The organism is Rhizobium sp. BK379 (genome assembly GCF_014193955.1).
Classification (GTDB): Bacteria; Pseudomonadota; Alphaproteobacteria; order Rhizobiales; family Rhizobiaceae; genus Rhizobium.
The window spans coordinates 1-13,724 of sequence record NZ_JACIAD010000008.1 but is presented as its reverse complement, the minus strand read 5'-3'; the positions used below and the strand labels follow the sequence as shown (position 1 = coordinate 13,724).

The following is a 13,724-nucleotide window of genomic DNA, read 5'->3' as shown; positions in this document are numbered from 1 at the left end:
CTACAGGTTCTCCATCTCTGAGGTTTTTGGTGCCGGGTTCACGAGCCCGGATGACTGGCGGATGATCAGCTGCATGGGCACGCGTTCGGTGTCCGCCGTAACCAGCACGCCCTCCCGTGTGCCACTATCGTTTATTCTGTCGACCAGTGCCGAAACGGCAATTTCGGCGATAGTGTCCATGTCCATCCTCACGGTCGTCAGCGACGGGGTGACGACAGGCGACCATATGAGATCGTCGAAGCCTGTGACGCTGACATCGGCGGGCACGCTGATGCCGTCCTGCTGCAGTTCAGTCAGCGCACGCAGAGCCTGCAGGTCGGAAAGGGCCGCAAATGCCGTGAAGCCCTGACGCGCCTTTTCCGCAAGCCCCAGCCTGCAACCGGCGCCCGTCTCGTTTTCCAGCCGCTCGATCCAGAGTGTTTCGGAGCGCATGCCATGCTGCAATCCAGCCCTGATGCCGCCGGCTCTGTCGTTCTGGACATTGGACTCGTGATTATTGCCGATGATGAGGATCTGCTTGTGGCCGAGGCCCGCGAGGTGGGCGGCAATTTCCTTTCCGCCCTGCCAGTGATCGGCGGCGACCGTATTGCCCGGTGTGGAGGCGGTATCGATGACCGCGACCGGGCAGCTCGCGGCGGAAATGCGGGTGGCGCGGCGAGGCACGACCACCATGCCGTCGACGCCACGTTCCACCAGCCGGTTGATCGCTTCCGTCTGGGCCGTGATATCGCCGCGGGAGTCGGCAATCAGCACGCCGTAGCCTGCTACGGATGCGGCATATTCGATGGCCTGGGCGATCTTCGGAAAGAGGGGATTGGCAATATCGGGCAAGACAAGGCCTAGCACGCCGCTCCGGCCAGTACGCAGAGCTCTGCCGGCTTGGCTCGGCACATAGCCGAGTTCGGCGGCATGCGTGCGAATTCTTTCGATCAGTGCGTCGGAAACCCGGCCTTTGCCGGAGAGCGCATTGGAGACCGTGGCAACGGAGACGCCGAGCGACGTTGCTATCCTGCTGAGATTGGGTCCCGGGCGTTGTGAGGCCATTGTTTGAAGCGCCGCGCTTAATCGTTTAATCAACTGCATAGCGTAGCGACTACGGCTTGTCGAATCCAAATCCTTCCTGTGCGCATATTATCTGTTCCGGCAGATATTCAGGCAAAGAAAAAGCCCCGCGGAGACCACGGGGCTTCGGAATGACGCTATGCGAGGACCTTAGCTGCCCTTGGCAGCCTTGACCGGTGCCGGACCGGTGGTCTTGCCAGTCGGCGCGAAGCCGCCGCCGGTTGCGATGTTGAGCGCAGCGTAATCCTTTGCCATCTGCTGAACGGCAGCCGCGAGGCTTGCCTGAGCGAGAGAGACCTGACGCTGGGCGTCGAGAACGTCGAGCAGCGAGGAAGCGCCGTCCTTATAGGATGCCGTCGAGAGCTCAAGGGTTTCCTGGGTCGTCCTGACCTGGGCGCGCAAGGCGTCAACCGTCTGGGCGTCACGGCGAACGGCCGAAAGGGCATCCTCGACCTGCTGGATTGCCGTCAGAACGGTCTGCTTCCAAGCGAGGTAGGATGCGACGGCGTTGGACTTGGAGACGTCGACATTGGCGCGCAGACTGCCGCCGTCGAGGATCGGCAGGTTCAAGGTCGGGCCGAAGGACCATGCCGACAGGCCGCCGTGGATGCCGCGCTGGTTGATGTAGCTCGGCGAGATCGAACCGGACAGCGAGATCGACGGGTAGAGCTGAGCTTCGGACACACCGATCTGGGCGGTGGCAGCGGCGAGGTTACGCTCGGCCTGGCGAATGTCCGGGCGGTTGCGGATCAGGTCGGCTGGAACGCCGGAATTGATGCCGCCGCGGAAAGTCGGCTGGCCGGAGCCACGCAACAGTTCATCGACCATCGAACCGGCCGGCTGGCCGAGGAGGGTGGCGATTTGATGGGCCGAAACGCGGATGTTGGTTTCGAGACCGGGGATTTCTGCGAGTGTCGACTGGACGAGACCTTCAGCCTGGACGACGTCGAGGCGGGAGGCCGCACCTGCGTCGAGCTGGAACTTGGTCAGGTCGTAGGTTTCCTGACGGGACTTCAGGTTGGCTTTCGAAAGCGCCAGGCGCTGCTGGAAGAAGCGCAGGTCAATATAGGTTGAAACAAGGTTCTGGATGTAGGACAGCTTGGCGATGTCCGCACCCGCATAGGCGGAATCAAGAGAGGCGAGGGCGCTTTCCTTGCTGCGCCTGAAAAGACCGAACATGTCGAGCAGCCAGGACAGGGAAAGCTGTCCGGCGCTGGTGTTGCGGGTGTTGAACTGGGTACGCAACTCGCCGGTCTCGCCGCTGACGGTGTGAGAAGCGCCAACATCGAGAGCAGGCAATGAACCGGCGCCAGCGATGGTCACGTTGGCGGATGCGGAATTGATGCGCTCGAGCGCCTGTTGGATCGTCAGGTTCTGGCTAAGGCCGGTCTGGACAAGGCTGTCGAGTTTGCGGTCGTTATAGGCGGTCCACCAGGCCGTGGTAGCGACGTCGCCGATGCTCTTTTTGCCACCTTCACTGAATTTTCCAGGAAGCGCCATTTCCGGAGGTACGTGATCAGGGCCTACTACACAGCCCGACAGCAATAACAATAGCGCCGGTGTGGCATAACGAAGAGATACCATGCATTTCATCCTGTAACTCGAGCAAGTCAATTCTTGTCCGAAGCGTCATGCTTCACTATCGGCCCGACGCGCCTCGATCCTTACGCTAAACACATGCCGAAGCAGTCCGCGCGCAATGTAGCAATCCGGAAAGCTTTCTCACAGTGCATTTATATCACACTCCCGCCTCATTTTTTTGCCGTGTGGCAAAGATGCGGCGGATCACGACGAAGAAGGAGGGCACGAAGAAAATGCCGAGTACCGTCGCCGAAAGCATCCCTCCGAGCACGCCGATACCGATCGCGTTCTGGGCAGCGGAACCCGCGCCCGTAGCGATGGCCAAAGGCACGACGCCGAGAATGAAAGCCAGAGATGTCATGATGATCGGGCGCAGGCGCAGCCTTGCTGCTTCCAGCGTCGCCTCGAAGAGCCCCAAGCCCGTCTCCGTCCGGTCCTTCGCGAATTCCACGATCAAAATCGCGTTCTTGGCGGCAAGGCCGATGGTCGTGAGCAGGCCCACCTTGAAATAGACGTCGTTCGCCTGCCCGAAGAGCGTTGCTGCGGCAAGTGCGCCGAGCACGCCGACCGGCACGGCCATGATGACCGAGAACGGGATCGACCAGCTCTCGTAGAGGGCAGCCAGGCAGAGGAAGACGACGAGAACCGAAATCGCGTAAAGCATCGGGGCCTGCGAGCCCGAGAGCCGCTCCTGATAGGAGATGCCCTGCCAGGCGACCGTGTAGCCGCCGCCGAGCTGTTCGGTCAGGGCTTCCATCTCGTTCATGGCTTCACCCGATGAGACGCCAGGGGCTGCCGCACCGTCGAGCGGGATGGCGCTGACAGCATTGAACCGGGCGAGCGAGGGCGCGCCATCGACCCATTGGGTTGTCGTGAAGGCGGAGAACGGCACCATCTCGCCGGCGTTGTTGCGGGCATACCAGTGGTTCAGATCGGTCGGCTGCATGCGGAAGGGAGCGTCGCCCTGCACGTAGACCGGCTTGATTTCGCCGTTCAGCGTGAAGTCGTTGACGTCGCGGCCAGTGAAGATGATCGACAGCATGGAGTTGACCGAGGCGAGGTCGACACCCATGGCGCCGATCTTCTCCTGATCGATCAGGATTTTCATCTGCGGCTCGACTTCCTTGTTGTTCGAGCGCAGCGCGACGACCTTGCCGGTGGCGCCGGCCATCTGGATGAGCCGCTTGGATGCAGCCGTCAGGGCTTGATTGCCATGGCCGCCGGTGTCCACCAGATACATGGAGAAGCCGCTCGAGACGCCAAGACCCTGGATCGCCGGCGGCAGCAGCGCGAAGACCTGCGCCTCGCGGATCGTGAAGAAGTTCTTGAGAGCCCGGTTGACCACCGACTGAGCACTGAGATTGTGATCGGTGCGCAGTGAGAAATCCTTGAGCTTGGTGAAGACGATGGCGCTGTTCTGGCCGGAACCGTTAAAGCCGAAGCCGAGCGCGCCGAATACGGAATCCACCGCATCCTTCTCGTTTTCGCGGAAGTATTTTTCGACTTTTTCAACGACAGCCTGCGTCTGCTGCGTGGTCGAGCCAGGGGGCGTGGTGACGATGGTCAAAAGCACGCCCTGGTCTTCTTGCGGAAGGAACGAACTCGGGAGACGCGCGAAGAGATAGGCGCAGCCGGCGCCGACCAGCAGGAATACCAGCATGACGCGGATCGGTCGCTTCAAGAGGTAGCCGATGGTGCGGACATAGCCGTTGGTCGAGCGGGTGAAGTTGCGGTTGAACCAATCGCCGATGCGATGCTTCTTGTGCTCGTTGACCGGCTTCAGCATCGTGGCGCAGAGCGCCGGCGTCAGCACGATGGCGACGAGGGCCGAAAGCAGCATGGCCGAAACGATGGTGATGGAGAACTGGCGATAGATGATGCCGGTCGAGCCACCGAAGAATGCCATGGGAATGAAAACGGCGGTCAGCACGAGAGCGATGCCGACGATGGCGCCGGTAATTTCACCCATCGACTTCTCGGTCGCTTCAAGTGGCGAGAGCTTTTCCTCCGACATGATGCGCTCGACGTTTTCCACGACGACGATGGCGTCGTCGACGAGAAGGCCGATTGCCAGCACCATGGCGAACATCGTCAGCGTATTGATCGAATAGCCTGTTGCCGCAAGGACGCCGAACGTGCCGAGAAGCACGACGGGTACGGCAATGGTCGGGATCAACGTCGCGCGCAGGTTCTGCAGGAAGATGAGCAGCACCACGAAGACGAGCACGATCGCCTCGATCAGTGTGTGCACGACCTTCTCGATCGACAGCTCGACGAAGGGGGTCGTGTCGTAGGGATAGGTGATCTCGACGCCTTCCGGCAGGCCACGACCGATCGTTTCGAGTGCGGTGCGGACACGGGCGGCGGTATCGATGGCGTTCGCGCCAATTGCAAGGTTGACGGCGAAACCAGACGACGGCAGACCATTATAGCGCGAGCTGCCGCCATAGCTCTCCTGCCCGATTTCGACGCGGGCGACATCGCTCAGGCGGACTGTAGAACCGTCCTTTTCGACCTTCAGGATGATGTGCTCGAAATCCGCGACCGTGGTAAGCTGGCTCTGTGCCGTGATGGTGACGTTGATCTGCTGGCCCGGGACGGCAGGCTGGGCGCCAAGCGAGCCGACGGAGACCTGCGTATTCTGGGCCTGGATAGCCGAGGTCACGTCGCCTGGTGTGAGCTGAAACTTCTGCAGTTTGAACGGGTCGAGCCAGACACGCATGGCGTAGCCGGAGCCAAATACGTTGATGCTGCCTACGCCTTCCAGGCGCTGGATCTGGTCCTCGATCGAGGTCGACATGATGTTGCCGAGGTCAACGGAGGTGCGTTTGCCATCTGTCGAGACCAGCGAGCCGACGAGAAGAATGCTCGACGTGGAGCGCGTGACGCTGATCCCGGCATCGATGACGTCGCCAGGCAACTGCGACTGGACGAGCTGCAGCTTGTTCTGAACCTGTACCTGCGCGATGTCAGGATTGATGCTGGTCCCGAAGGTCAGCGAAATGCTGGCCGAGCCTGTCGACGAGGTCGAGGTCATGTAAGTGAGGTCGTCGAGACCAGTCATGCCGTCTTCGATGATGGTGGTCACCGATTTTTCGACCGTTTCGGCGCTCGCGCCGCGATAGCTGGTGTTGATGCGGACCGTTGTCGGCGCAATATCAGGGTATTGCGAGATCGACAGGGTGAAGATCGCGAGCAGACCTGCGAGCATGATGGTGATCGCAATGACCCAGGCAAAGATCGGTCGTCGGATGAAAAACTTGGCCATCGGTTATTCCTGTACGGCTGGGACGGTGACGATACGGGAGTGCCTGCGCATTACTTTGCTGCGGGCTTCTGTTCGCCTCCGGCCACGGGCTGATCGGCAGGGACAACCACGCCGTTGTCATTGATCTTCATTGGAACCGGTTTTACCGGCATGCCTGATACAATCGACTGCAGACCGCTGACGATGAGCTGGTCGCCATCCTTCACGCCCTGGGTCACGAGCCAGGAATTGTTGGAAGGCGAGGCATTCTCGAACACGCGGGTCTCAACTTTGCCCTCGGCGGAAATGAACTGCGCGGTCAAACGGCCGTTGGCGTCACGGGTGGTGGCAAGCTGCGGCAGGGAATACCCGGTTTCGTTACCGAGTTCGACTGTGGCGCGTACGTACATGCCGGGCAGGACGACGCGGTCGGGGTTCGGGAAAACTACACGGATGATGAAGGTACCGGTCGTTTCGCTGACAACCTGCTTCGACATGTCGAGCTTGCCCTTCTGATTATACTCGCGGCCGTCTTCGAGGATCAGGCGGAACGCGACATTGTTGTCCTCGCCCTTGACGTCGCCGGCAGCGATCGCATCGCGCAATTTCAGCAGGTTGGTGCTCGATTCCGTCAGCGAAATGTAGATCGGATCGAGCTGGCGGATGGTGGTCAGCGCGGTCGTCTGGTTGGCCGCAACGACGTTGCCGATGTTGTAGGCGGTCTGGTCGATGACGCCGTCGAAGGGGGCTGTGATCTTCGTATGATCGAGATCGATCTGCGCTGCGGTCAACGCCGCCTTTGCGGCTTCGACTTCTGCATTCGCTTGTGCAAGGGCTGTTCGGGCGGTTTCGAATTCGATCTGCGTTGCGCCGCTGCCGACCAGCCGCTGGTAGCGGTCGAAATTGCTCTGGGCGCTTGGCACGCCGGCCTCGGCTTTGGAAATCGCGGCCTGGGCCTGCTCAACGGTTGCGCGGTAGGCGGCGTCGTCGATCTGGTAGAGCAGATCGCCCTTCTTGACTTCTCCGCCTTCCTTGAACGCGATTTCACGGATGATGCCGCTTACCTGCGGGCGGATATCAGCCACCTGGAAGGCCTCGGCGCGGCCGGGCAGAATCGTGGTAATCGGATAGGTATCCTTTTTCAGCGTGACCACACCAACCGGGGCAGCCTGCTGGGCAGCACCGCCCGCGCCTGGATTGCCAGCGGGCTTGCTGCCGCCCTCGTTGCAGGCGGCGAGACCGATAGCAAGCAAGAGGGTCGAGGTTACGATGAGGGCGCGCCTGGTCATGCTGAATTTCCTGTGCGGTTGGCAGTAGCGGTTCAATCGCCGGCCCTTGGAGGCGCCGCTCTATATAAACGTGGTGATTGATCCGGTAACAGGTGCCGTTATCCGATATTAAGAAAAGCTTTATGAAGTGACGTAATTCAGCAATCGTCACTTAGCAAGGTTTATTTTGCAGTGCGGCATCCACGAAACACACGATTTTTTCCGCACGGTGCACAAGCGTGTTCTTGTCGTCCTTGGCAATGAGAATGGGATGCAGAACACAGGCCAGAACATCTGCAACGGTGCGCGCTGCCATGTCCGTATTGTCGCAATGGTAGTTGCCTTCGGCGACGCCTTCACGAATGATCTCGCCGAGCTTCTGTTCTATCCGTTCGCGATAGCGCTGGCCGGCATCGAGCTTGGCATCGATCGTCGAGATCACCATCTCGAAAATGTAAGGGTTCTGCTGGATATCCCGCAGATGGCTGTCGAGCAGGCGCAGGACGAAGCTTAGCAACTGCTCTTTCGGCGGCAGGCTGGTGTCAACGGCGGCGAAGCGCTCGGTCGCATTGCCGAGATGACGCTCGGCGATCGCATCGACGAGCACCGCCTTCGAATGAAAATGCTTGAAGACATTGGCTGGCGACATGTGCAGCGACGAGGCGATATCGGCGATGGAAACTGCGACGAAGCCGCGCTGGCGAAACAGCGTATCCGCCATCGAGAGGATATCCTCCCTGGTCTCTTCGGCCTTGCGTCTGGGCCTGCGTGCCATCTGTCCCCCGCCGGGCTTGGCCCGGCACCCCTTTTTTCCGATGCTAGCGCGATTGGTTGCAAGCCTGCAACAGGCCTGCAACTCCGGCTTCAAAGGTTCAGGGAAAATAGGGCGCGAGATTTGCCCGGACACGTGCCGCGGGCGTTTCGCCACGGTCGTCGGGTACGAAGCGTTCCCCGGTGATCCATTCATAGGCTTTGATATAGACGGCCGACGTCTGCTCGATCAACTCGAGAGGAATTTCCGGAATCGCATCCTTGTAGGGGTCGCAGCGTTCGGCGACCCAGGCGCGGACGAAGTCCTTGTCGAAGCTTTCCGGCCGCTTGCCCGCTTCGAAAGCGATAGGATAGGTTTCCGCCACCCAATAGCGGCTGCTGTCGGGCGTGTGGATCTCGTCGGCGAGAATGATGTTGCCGTCCTTATCGGTACCGAATTCATATTTGGTGTCGACGAGGATGAGGCCACGCTTTGCCGCCATCTCCTGGCCACGGGCAAAAAGCGCCAGCGCATATTTCGACAGCGTTTCCCACTGTTCCTTGGTCAGCAATCCGCGGCTGACAATCTCTGCCGGGGTGAGCGGCTCGTCATGGCCCCCGTCGAATTCCTTGCTGGTCGGCGTGATGACCGGCTCGGGAAGGATCTGATTGTCGCGCATGCCGTCGGGCAGGCGCATCCCATACATCTCGCGCTCGCCCTTCTTATAAAGTGTCAGGATCGAAGTGCCTGTCGTACCGGCGAGATAGCCACGTACGACGATCTCGACCGGAAGGATATCGAGCCGTTTGCCGATGACGACATTCGGGTCGGGATAGTCGAGGACGTGATTGGGGCAGATGTCCTTCGTTGCCTCGAACCAGTATCGGGCTGTCTCGGTCAGCACCTGTCCCTTGTAGGGAATGCAGGTCAGGATGCGATCGAAAGCGCTCAGCCGATCGGTGCTGATGATGATGCGTCGGCCATCCGGAAGATCGTAATTCTCACGCACCTTGCCGCGGTAGTAGTTCGGCAGTTCCGGGAAATGGGCTTCGGAGAGAATACGCACGACGCCTGGTTATCCTTCTATCGGCTGAGACTAAAGCGTGCCGCGATCATTAGGGTCCGCTTCGCACGCTTCAGGTCTTTGTTTTACGCATGTCGTTATCGCAAAACCGCTCCACACTTTTGCGCCGCATGCTCTGACCCTGCTCTAGTTTCATTGCTGTGGAAGTCAAGCAAAGGCTCGTTCAAAGCCAGAAGACGGTGATGAGAATGAGTGTGAGTATATAGCCAGCGAGGGTCAGCGGCCAGCCGGCGCGTTGGAAATCGCGGAAGCGGTAGCTGCCGATGCTCATCGACAAAGTATTGTTGTGGTGGCCGAAGGGGGTGAGGAAATCCTGCGATGCTCCAGCTGCCACCGCGATCAGGTAGGCCTGCGGTGGTTGCTCACCGGCGCGCGCAAATTCCAGCGCAATTGGTGTAAGCACGATCGCCACCGTCGCGTTGTTGACGAAGGGCGTCAGCGCCATGGCTAGAAACAGAACGAGTGCGATGCCCCACAATGGATTTACGATGGGGAATACAAGGCTCAGCCAGGTTGCAATGGTCTCGGCCATGCCTGTCGTGGCAACTGCCTGACCGATCGGAATCATTGCCGCCAACATGATGATGATCGGCCAGTTGAGATCCGCCATCGCATGGCGAATGTTCAAATAGCCGGGGAGAGCAAGTGCCAGGAGCACGAAGGCAAGAGCGATGTCGGGGCGTAGACCCAAAGCGGAGGCAGCAACGCCGCAGGCAAAAATAGCAAAGGGTCGCCACGAGGCTGTTGAGGCAGGAGGAGGCGCTGTTGAGGCAAGCGGAAGGCATTCGCACTCCTCAAGCGCTTCCGCGACCGCCGCTTTCGGGCCATCCAGTACCAATATGTCGCCGATCGAAAGCTGCAGATCCGCAAAACGCCCCTCGATGCGAGGAGACCGCATCGACAATGCTGAAACAGTGACCCCGCGATTGCGGAAGACTTCCAGCGATGCGATGCGCGAGCCGACGACAGTGCTTTCCGGCATGACGACGGCTTCGATGCTTGTGAAATCCGGCTGCAGTCCGTGTGGATGGGCGTCTGGCACAAGCGCCTGCGAGGCGGCCAGATCCGCGAAGGCCGAATCCGCGCCCTGTGCCAGCAGGATATCGCCTGGCTGGATGACAGATTGTTCGAGCGGTCCAAAGACGAAAGTCCCGCCGCGGATCAGGGCGTGCGGCTGGATGCCGAAGCGCTCGGGACATTGGGCCAGTGTCGCGCCGATAAGCGAGGAATGTTCGGGGATGCTGCGTTCGACGACAATGCGGCGGATCGGTGGAGTTGGCGTTTCCGCGGTCTCGTCCGGCTCTGCAAACAACCGCTGCACGATCAGCGCGATCAGCATGATGCCTGCTATGGCGACCGGCAGCCCGACATAGGCGAAGTCGAAGAAGCGGAAACCCTTGCCGGTGGCTTTTTCAAGCGCGTCGCTGACGAGAAGATTGGCGGGAGTGCCGATCAAAGAGACAAGACCGCCGAGAAGGGCGGCGAAGGAGATCGGCATCACGAACTGCCGGCGCGGAATGCTCATGAGCGTGCTGAGCCGGAGCGCCAATGGCAAGGTGATCGCAAAGGCGCCGATGTTGTTCATGAAGACAGAGATGATGCCGGTCAGCGCGGACACAGCTGTGATGACCCCGAAATGCGAGAAACCTGATGCCACGAAGCGCTCGGCGAGCCTGTCAAAGAGTTTGGTGCGCGCCAGTACCTGGACGATCAGGAGGATTTCGACCACGGTGATGACGACAGGGTTTGCGAAACCGGCAAAGATGCCATCGGCGGGATAAAGACCGAGCACGTATCCAGCAAGCAATCCGCCGATCGAGATAACTTCCATGCGCAGGCGGTCGAGGGAGAACAGGAAGAGCATTGCCACCAGCAGGATCAGGAGGGCTGCTTGCTCAAGCGTCATCGGCGGTTCCTGTCTTCGATCACACGCCGAATGTAGCTCTTCGTCTCGTGCTGTATAGCCCGTTCAGACGAAAGAATGATCGGTCTTCACATGTGAGCTCGATGCCGCTCAGGCAGGTCTGCGCCATTTTCCTTCGGCTGTCCGCTCCAGGATGGGCGTGGTGAAAACGCCTTTCGTGCGCGCCTGCCATTGCGGGGCTGCGGCGTCGAGCTTGGCACGCCAGCGGTCCGATTGCAGCATGGCCGCACCAATGACGATGGGTTCGACGTTGCAGCTCCCGAGCAGATCAAGGCCTGCGACGATCGAAGTTCCGCTCGATATGACGTCATCGATCAGCGCGACACGGCGTCCTTCCAGGAGAGGCAGCATGCGCGGATCTATATAGAGCCGTTTCTGTTGTTCCGGCGTGGTGATCGATGAGAGTGAGACTGACAGTTCGTCGCGATACCAGAATTTGCGGGAGGTGCCGAGTGGCACATAGCGGCTGTGGCCGAGCTTCTGCGCGACAGCCGCCGCGAGTGTCAGGCCAAGTGTCGGCAGACCGGCAACCACATCGATGCCTGATGGTTCTATCTTTGCTGCAAGGTTTTCGGCGAGCGCGTCCAATACTGCAAAGCTTGCCTGATTGACAATCAGCGAGGCCAGCGCGTGTTCACCATCAGAGAGTACCCGGATCGGCAGCCGCAATTGCCTGCCATCCTCCAATTCCGCTATAAAGAATGAGGTGAAATCGCCGCCTGTTTCAAAGCTGCCCGGCGGATGGATCTCCTGCCAGAAATCATGAGGCTTCATCTCGTTCATTCTCAATCCCGTATTGCCTTGCCGTTACCGAGCTTCCGGCGAAGGTCCTTCAGCTCGGATTCAGTCAAGGCCCTGACCGATCCCTTCGGCAGGTCGCCAAGTCCCAGCCCACCGATCGCGACACGCACGAGCCGCAGGCAGGCGATATCGAGCGCTTCCAGCATCCGGCGGATCTGCCGGTTGCGACCCTCCTGCAATTCCACTTCGATCCAGGAATTGCGATCGCCCTCGCGCAGCCTGCGGGCAGCGGTAGCGCGCAGCAGTTCGCCGTCATGCCGAAGACCTGTCATCATTGCCGCCAGCATGTCGTCATCGGCGATCCGGTCTATCTGCACATGATAGGATTTCGAGACGTGGGTGATTGGATCGAGCAGTGCCTGGGCGAATTCCGTGTCGTTCGTAAAAAGCAGCAACCCCTCGCTCGCCTTGTCGAGCCGACCGACGGGAGAGAGATGCGGAACATCGAAATCGGCCAGGCAGTCATAGACGGTCGGGCGGCCTTCCGGATCATGACGAGTGGTCACAAGGCCGCGTGGTTTGTTGAGCATCAGGTAGATCCGGGTCTCGGCGACGATCTCTTTGCTATCGACCTTTATAAGAGCGGTCGAAAGATCGACCCACGCCGATGGATCCGTGACGATGCGATCACCGACCTTGACGCGGCCCTCCGCGATCAGTCGTTCTGCCTGGGTGCGGGAACAATAGCCAAGTTTGGAGAGCGCACGTGGAAGCGTGACCCGCTTGCCGGCCGGTTCGGCCTGGGGTCTGCTGCGTTCGGGTGTCTTTTGCGGTGATCGCCGGCCTTTCACTTCGCTATCCCTGATGCGATTGCGAGAACCGTTCTTTGCATGAACGACGCATGGATGCCAGCAATGGTGCTCGAAATTCTGGGGAGTAGGGGGGTCGGATGCCAAAACAAACCATCGACGCTTTGGGAAAAGCGTAGTGGGTAGGAGAGTTTTTCTAACGCCTCAAGCGCAGGCCATGAAACCGGCGAGTTCCTGCCGGTTCATCATAATGCCGGCTGCAGCCTTGGCAGGGTCCGGATGAGTATAGGAGAGGCTCGGCATTTCGGGCAGATCGAGCGCCTGGCGCATGTTCATGATGCCGACTGCGCGACGTCCATCGCTGGCGTCGACGCTGACTTCAACGATCAGCTTCTCTCTCTTGTTGTCCATAATGTCCTCCCTTCATTTTTATACTCCTATCGATCACACTAAAAATTGGTTTTTCTAAGACATAAGTGTCTACGCATCCTGCAAAAATTGGATCTGCAGGATGCGTAAATACAGGAGCGGAAGCTTGTGGTTCAACGCCACCAGTGACGCGGCTCAGGCTGGGAGGCGCCCGACAACATATAACCTGCCAGGAAGCCGATCGCGCCGGCGATCAGAAGTGCAGTCGTCGTTGCCGCGGGGTGTTCGCGAGCCGTGCCTGCGACTGCGGCTCCTTCTGCCCTGATCTGCGCAACGGCGCTCTTGGCACGCGGGAGCGCATCTTCGTAAGCCTTGCCGGCTCGGTCTCGCACTTCATAATAGGCTTCGGCGCCCTGTGCTGAAATCATCTTCTGCAGGCGGGAAACCTCCTGCTGGAGTGCGGCGATGTCCTTGCTGACGGAAGTTCTGAGATCGTCGGTATTGGCGGCCATATCTGTCTCCTTTCCTTCAATGGGGAAGAAAACACCAAAGAGCGCGTTAGGTTCCGCGCTTCTCCCGATAATTGGATGTGACGGTAGTTTGACAGCGGACACAGGGGCTTCATTTATCCTGCGTTAACCATAAAATTGACCAAGAGACTGTTTTTTCGTGGTCTTTCGGCCTTTTTGGGCGCTGCTCCATTCGGTTTTTTATCGCCCGGTAAAAGATTTTCCGGGGATCTCGCCTCGGAAAGGCACCTGTGGATAATGTCGGCGTATAAAATTCGCTGCCGAATCAACCTGTTACAAAAATGTCAAAAAAGTTGGATTGGTGGTGTTGACTGTTTCGGTGTGTGAGGATTATAAGCCCACTCACTGACGAGGGCGG

Annotated in this window: 11 protein-coding genes; all 11 read right to left on the bottom strand. The window is 59.5% G+C overall.

Annotation, left to right across the window (positions count from 1 at the left end; genetic code table 11):
- Positions 1–1,044 carry a LacI family DNA-binding transcriptional regulator gene (locus FHT93_RS28175; RefSeq protein WP_113204218.1) on the bottom strand — a complete coding sequence of 348 codons (1,044 nt, stop codon included), beginning with the start codon at positions 1,042–1,044 and terminating at the stop codon, positions 1–3.
- A 168-nt stretch (positions 1,045–1,212) separates the two neighbouring features.
- Positions 1,213–2,646: an efflux transporter outer membrane subunit gene (locus FHT93_RS28170; protein ID WP_112972102.1), complete on the bottom strand. Its 1,434-nt coding sequence runs from the start codon at positions 2,644–2,646 to the stop codon at positions 1,213–1,215.
- Between the two features lie 154 nt (positions 2,647–2,800).
- Entirely contained in the window at positions 2,801–5,911 is a 3,111-nt protein-coding gene (locus tag FHT93_RS28165; RefSeq protein ID WP_183850573.1) for an efflux RND transporter permease subunit, read from the bottom strand.
- 50 nt (positions 5,912–5,961) lie between these two features.
- Positions 5,962–7,179 carry an efflux RND transporter periplasmic adaptor subunit gene (locus FHT93_RS28160; protein WP_113017242.1) on the bottom strand — a complete coding sequence of 406 codons (1,218 nt, stop codon included), beginning with the start codon at positions 7,177–7,179 and terminating at the stop codon, positions 5,962–5,964.
- Between the two features lie 151 nt (positions 7,180–7,330).
- Positions 7,331–7,933 carry a TetR family transcriptional regulator gene (locus tag FHT93_RS28155; RefSeq protein ID WP_018115162.1) on the bottom strand — a complete coding sequence of 201 codons (603 nt, stop codon included), beginning with the start codon at positions 7,931–7,933 and terminating at the stop codon, positions 7,331–7,333.
- Between the two features lie 97 nt (positions 7,934–8,030).
- Entirely contained in the window at positions 8,031–8,975 is a 945-nt protein-coding gene (locus tag FHT93_RS28150; RefSeq protein WP_113017243.1) for a phosphoribosylaminoimidazolesuccinocarboxamide synthase, read from the bottom strand.
- Between the two features lie 181 nt (positions 8,976–9,156).
- Positions 9,157–10,899, bottom strand: coding sequence for an SLC13 family permease (locus FHT93_RS28145; protein WP_113017244.1), 1,743 nt, complete (start codon positions 10,897–10,899; stop codon positions 9,157–9,159).
- 108 nt (positions 10,900–11,007) lie between these two features.
- Positions 11,008–11,691, bottom strand: coding sequence for a phosphoribosyltransferase (locus tag FHT93_RS28140; protein WP_113017250.1), 684 nt, complete (start codon positions 11,689–11,691; stop codon positions 11,008–11,010).
- Positions 11,692–11,702: 11 nt separating this feature from the next.
- Positions 11,703–12,509, bottom strand: a complete 807-nt coding sequence (locus FHT93_RS28135) for a pseudouridine synthase (protein WP_113017245.1) — start codon at positions 12,507–12,509, stop codon at positions 11,703–11,705.
- A gap of 162 nt (positions 12,510–12,671) precedes the next feature.
- The gene (locus FHT93_RS28130; RefSeq protein WP_112546027.1) at positions 12,672–12,878 is read right to left on the bottom strand and encodes a hypothetical protein; all 207 of its coding nucleotides are present in this window, start codon (positions 12,876–12,878) and stop codon (positions 12,672–12,674) included.
- 131 nt (positions 12,879–13,009) lie between these two features.
- Complete coding sequence (locus FHT93_RS28125) at positions 13,010–13,348, bottom strand: hypothetical protein (RefSeq protein ID WP_183850571.1); 339 nt, start codon at positions 13,346–13,348, stop codon at positions 13,010–13,012.
- Between the last annotated feature and the right edge of the window lie 376 nt (positions 13,349–13,724).

What these genes read in the sequence shown, in the direction of transcription:
- FHT93_RS28160 (WP_113017242.1), bottom strand. Translation starts at nt 7,179, where the DNA reads ATGACCAGGCGCGCCCTCATCGTAACCTCGACCCTCTTGCTTGCTATC.
- FHT93_RS28175 (WP_113204218.1), bottom strand. Translation starts at nt 1,044, where the DNA reads ATGGCCTCACAACGCCCGGGACCCAATCTCAGCAGGATAGCAACGTCG.
- FHT93_RS28155 (WP_018115162.1), bottom strand. Translation starts at nt 7,933, where the DNA reads ATGGCACGCAGGCCCAGACGCAAGGCCGAAGAGACCAGGGAGGATATC.
- FHT93_RS28125 (WP_183850571.1), bottom strand. Translation starts at nt 13,348, where the DNA reads ATGGCCGCCAATACCGACGATCTCAGAACTTCCGTCAGCAAGGACATC.
- FHT93_RS28145 (WP_113017244.1), bottom strand. Translation starts at nt 10,899, where the DNA reads ATGACGCTTGAGCAAGCAGCCCTCCTGATCCTGCTGGTGGCAATGCTC.
- FHT93_RS28170 (WP_112972102.1), bottom strand. Translation starts at nt 2,646, where the DNA reads ATGGTATCTCTTCGTTATGCCACACCGGCGCTATTGTTATTGCTGTCG.
- FHT93_RS28130 (WP_112546027.1), bottom strand. Translation starts at nt 12,878, where the DNA reads ATGGACAACAAGAGAGAGAAGCTGATCGTTGAAGTCAGCGTCGACGCC.
- FHT93_RS28165 (WP_183850573.1), bottom strand. Translation starts at nt 5,911, where the DNA reads ATGGCCAAGTTTTTCATCCGACGACCGATCTTTGCCTGGGTCATTGCG.
- FHT93_RS28140 (WP_113017250.1), bottom strand. Translation starts at nt 11,691, where the DNA reads ATGAAGCCTCATGATTTCTGGCAGGAGATCCATCCGCCGGGCAGCTTT.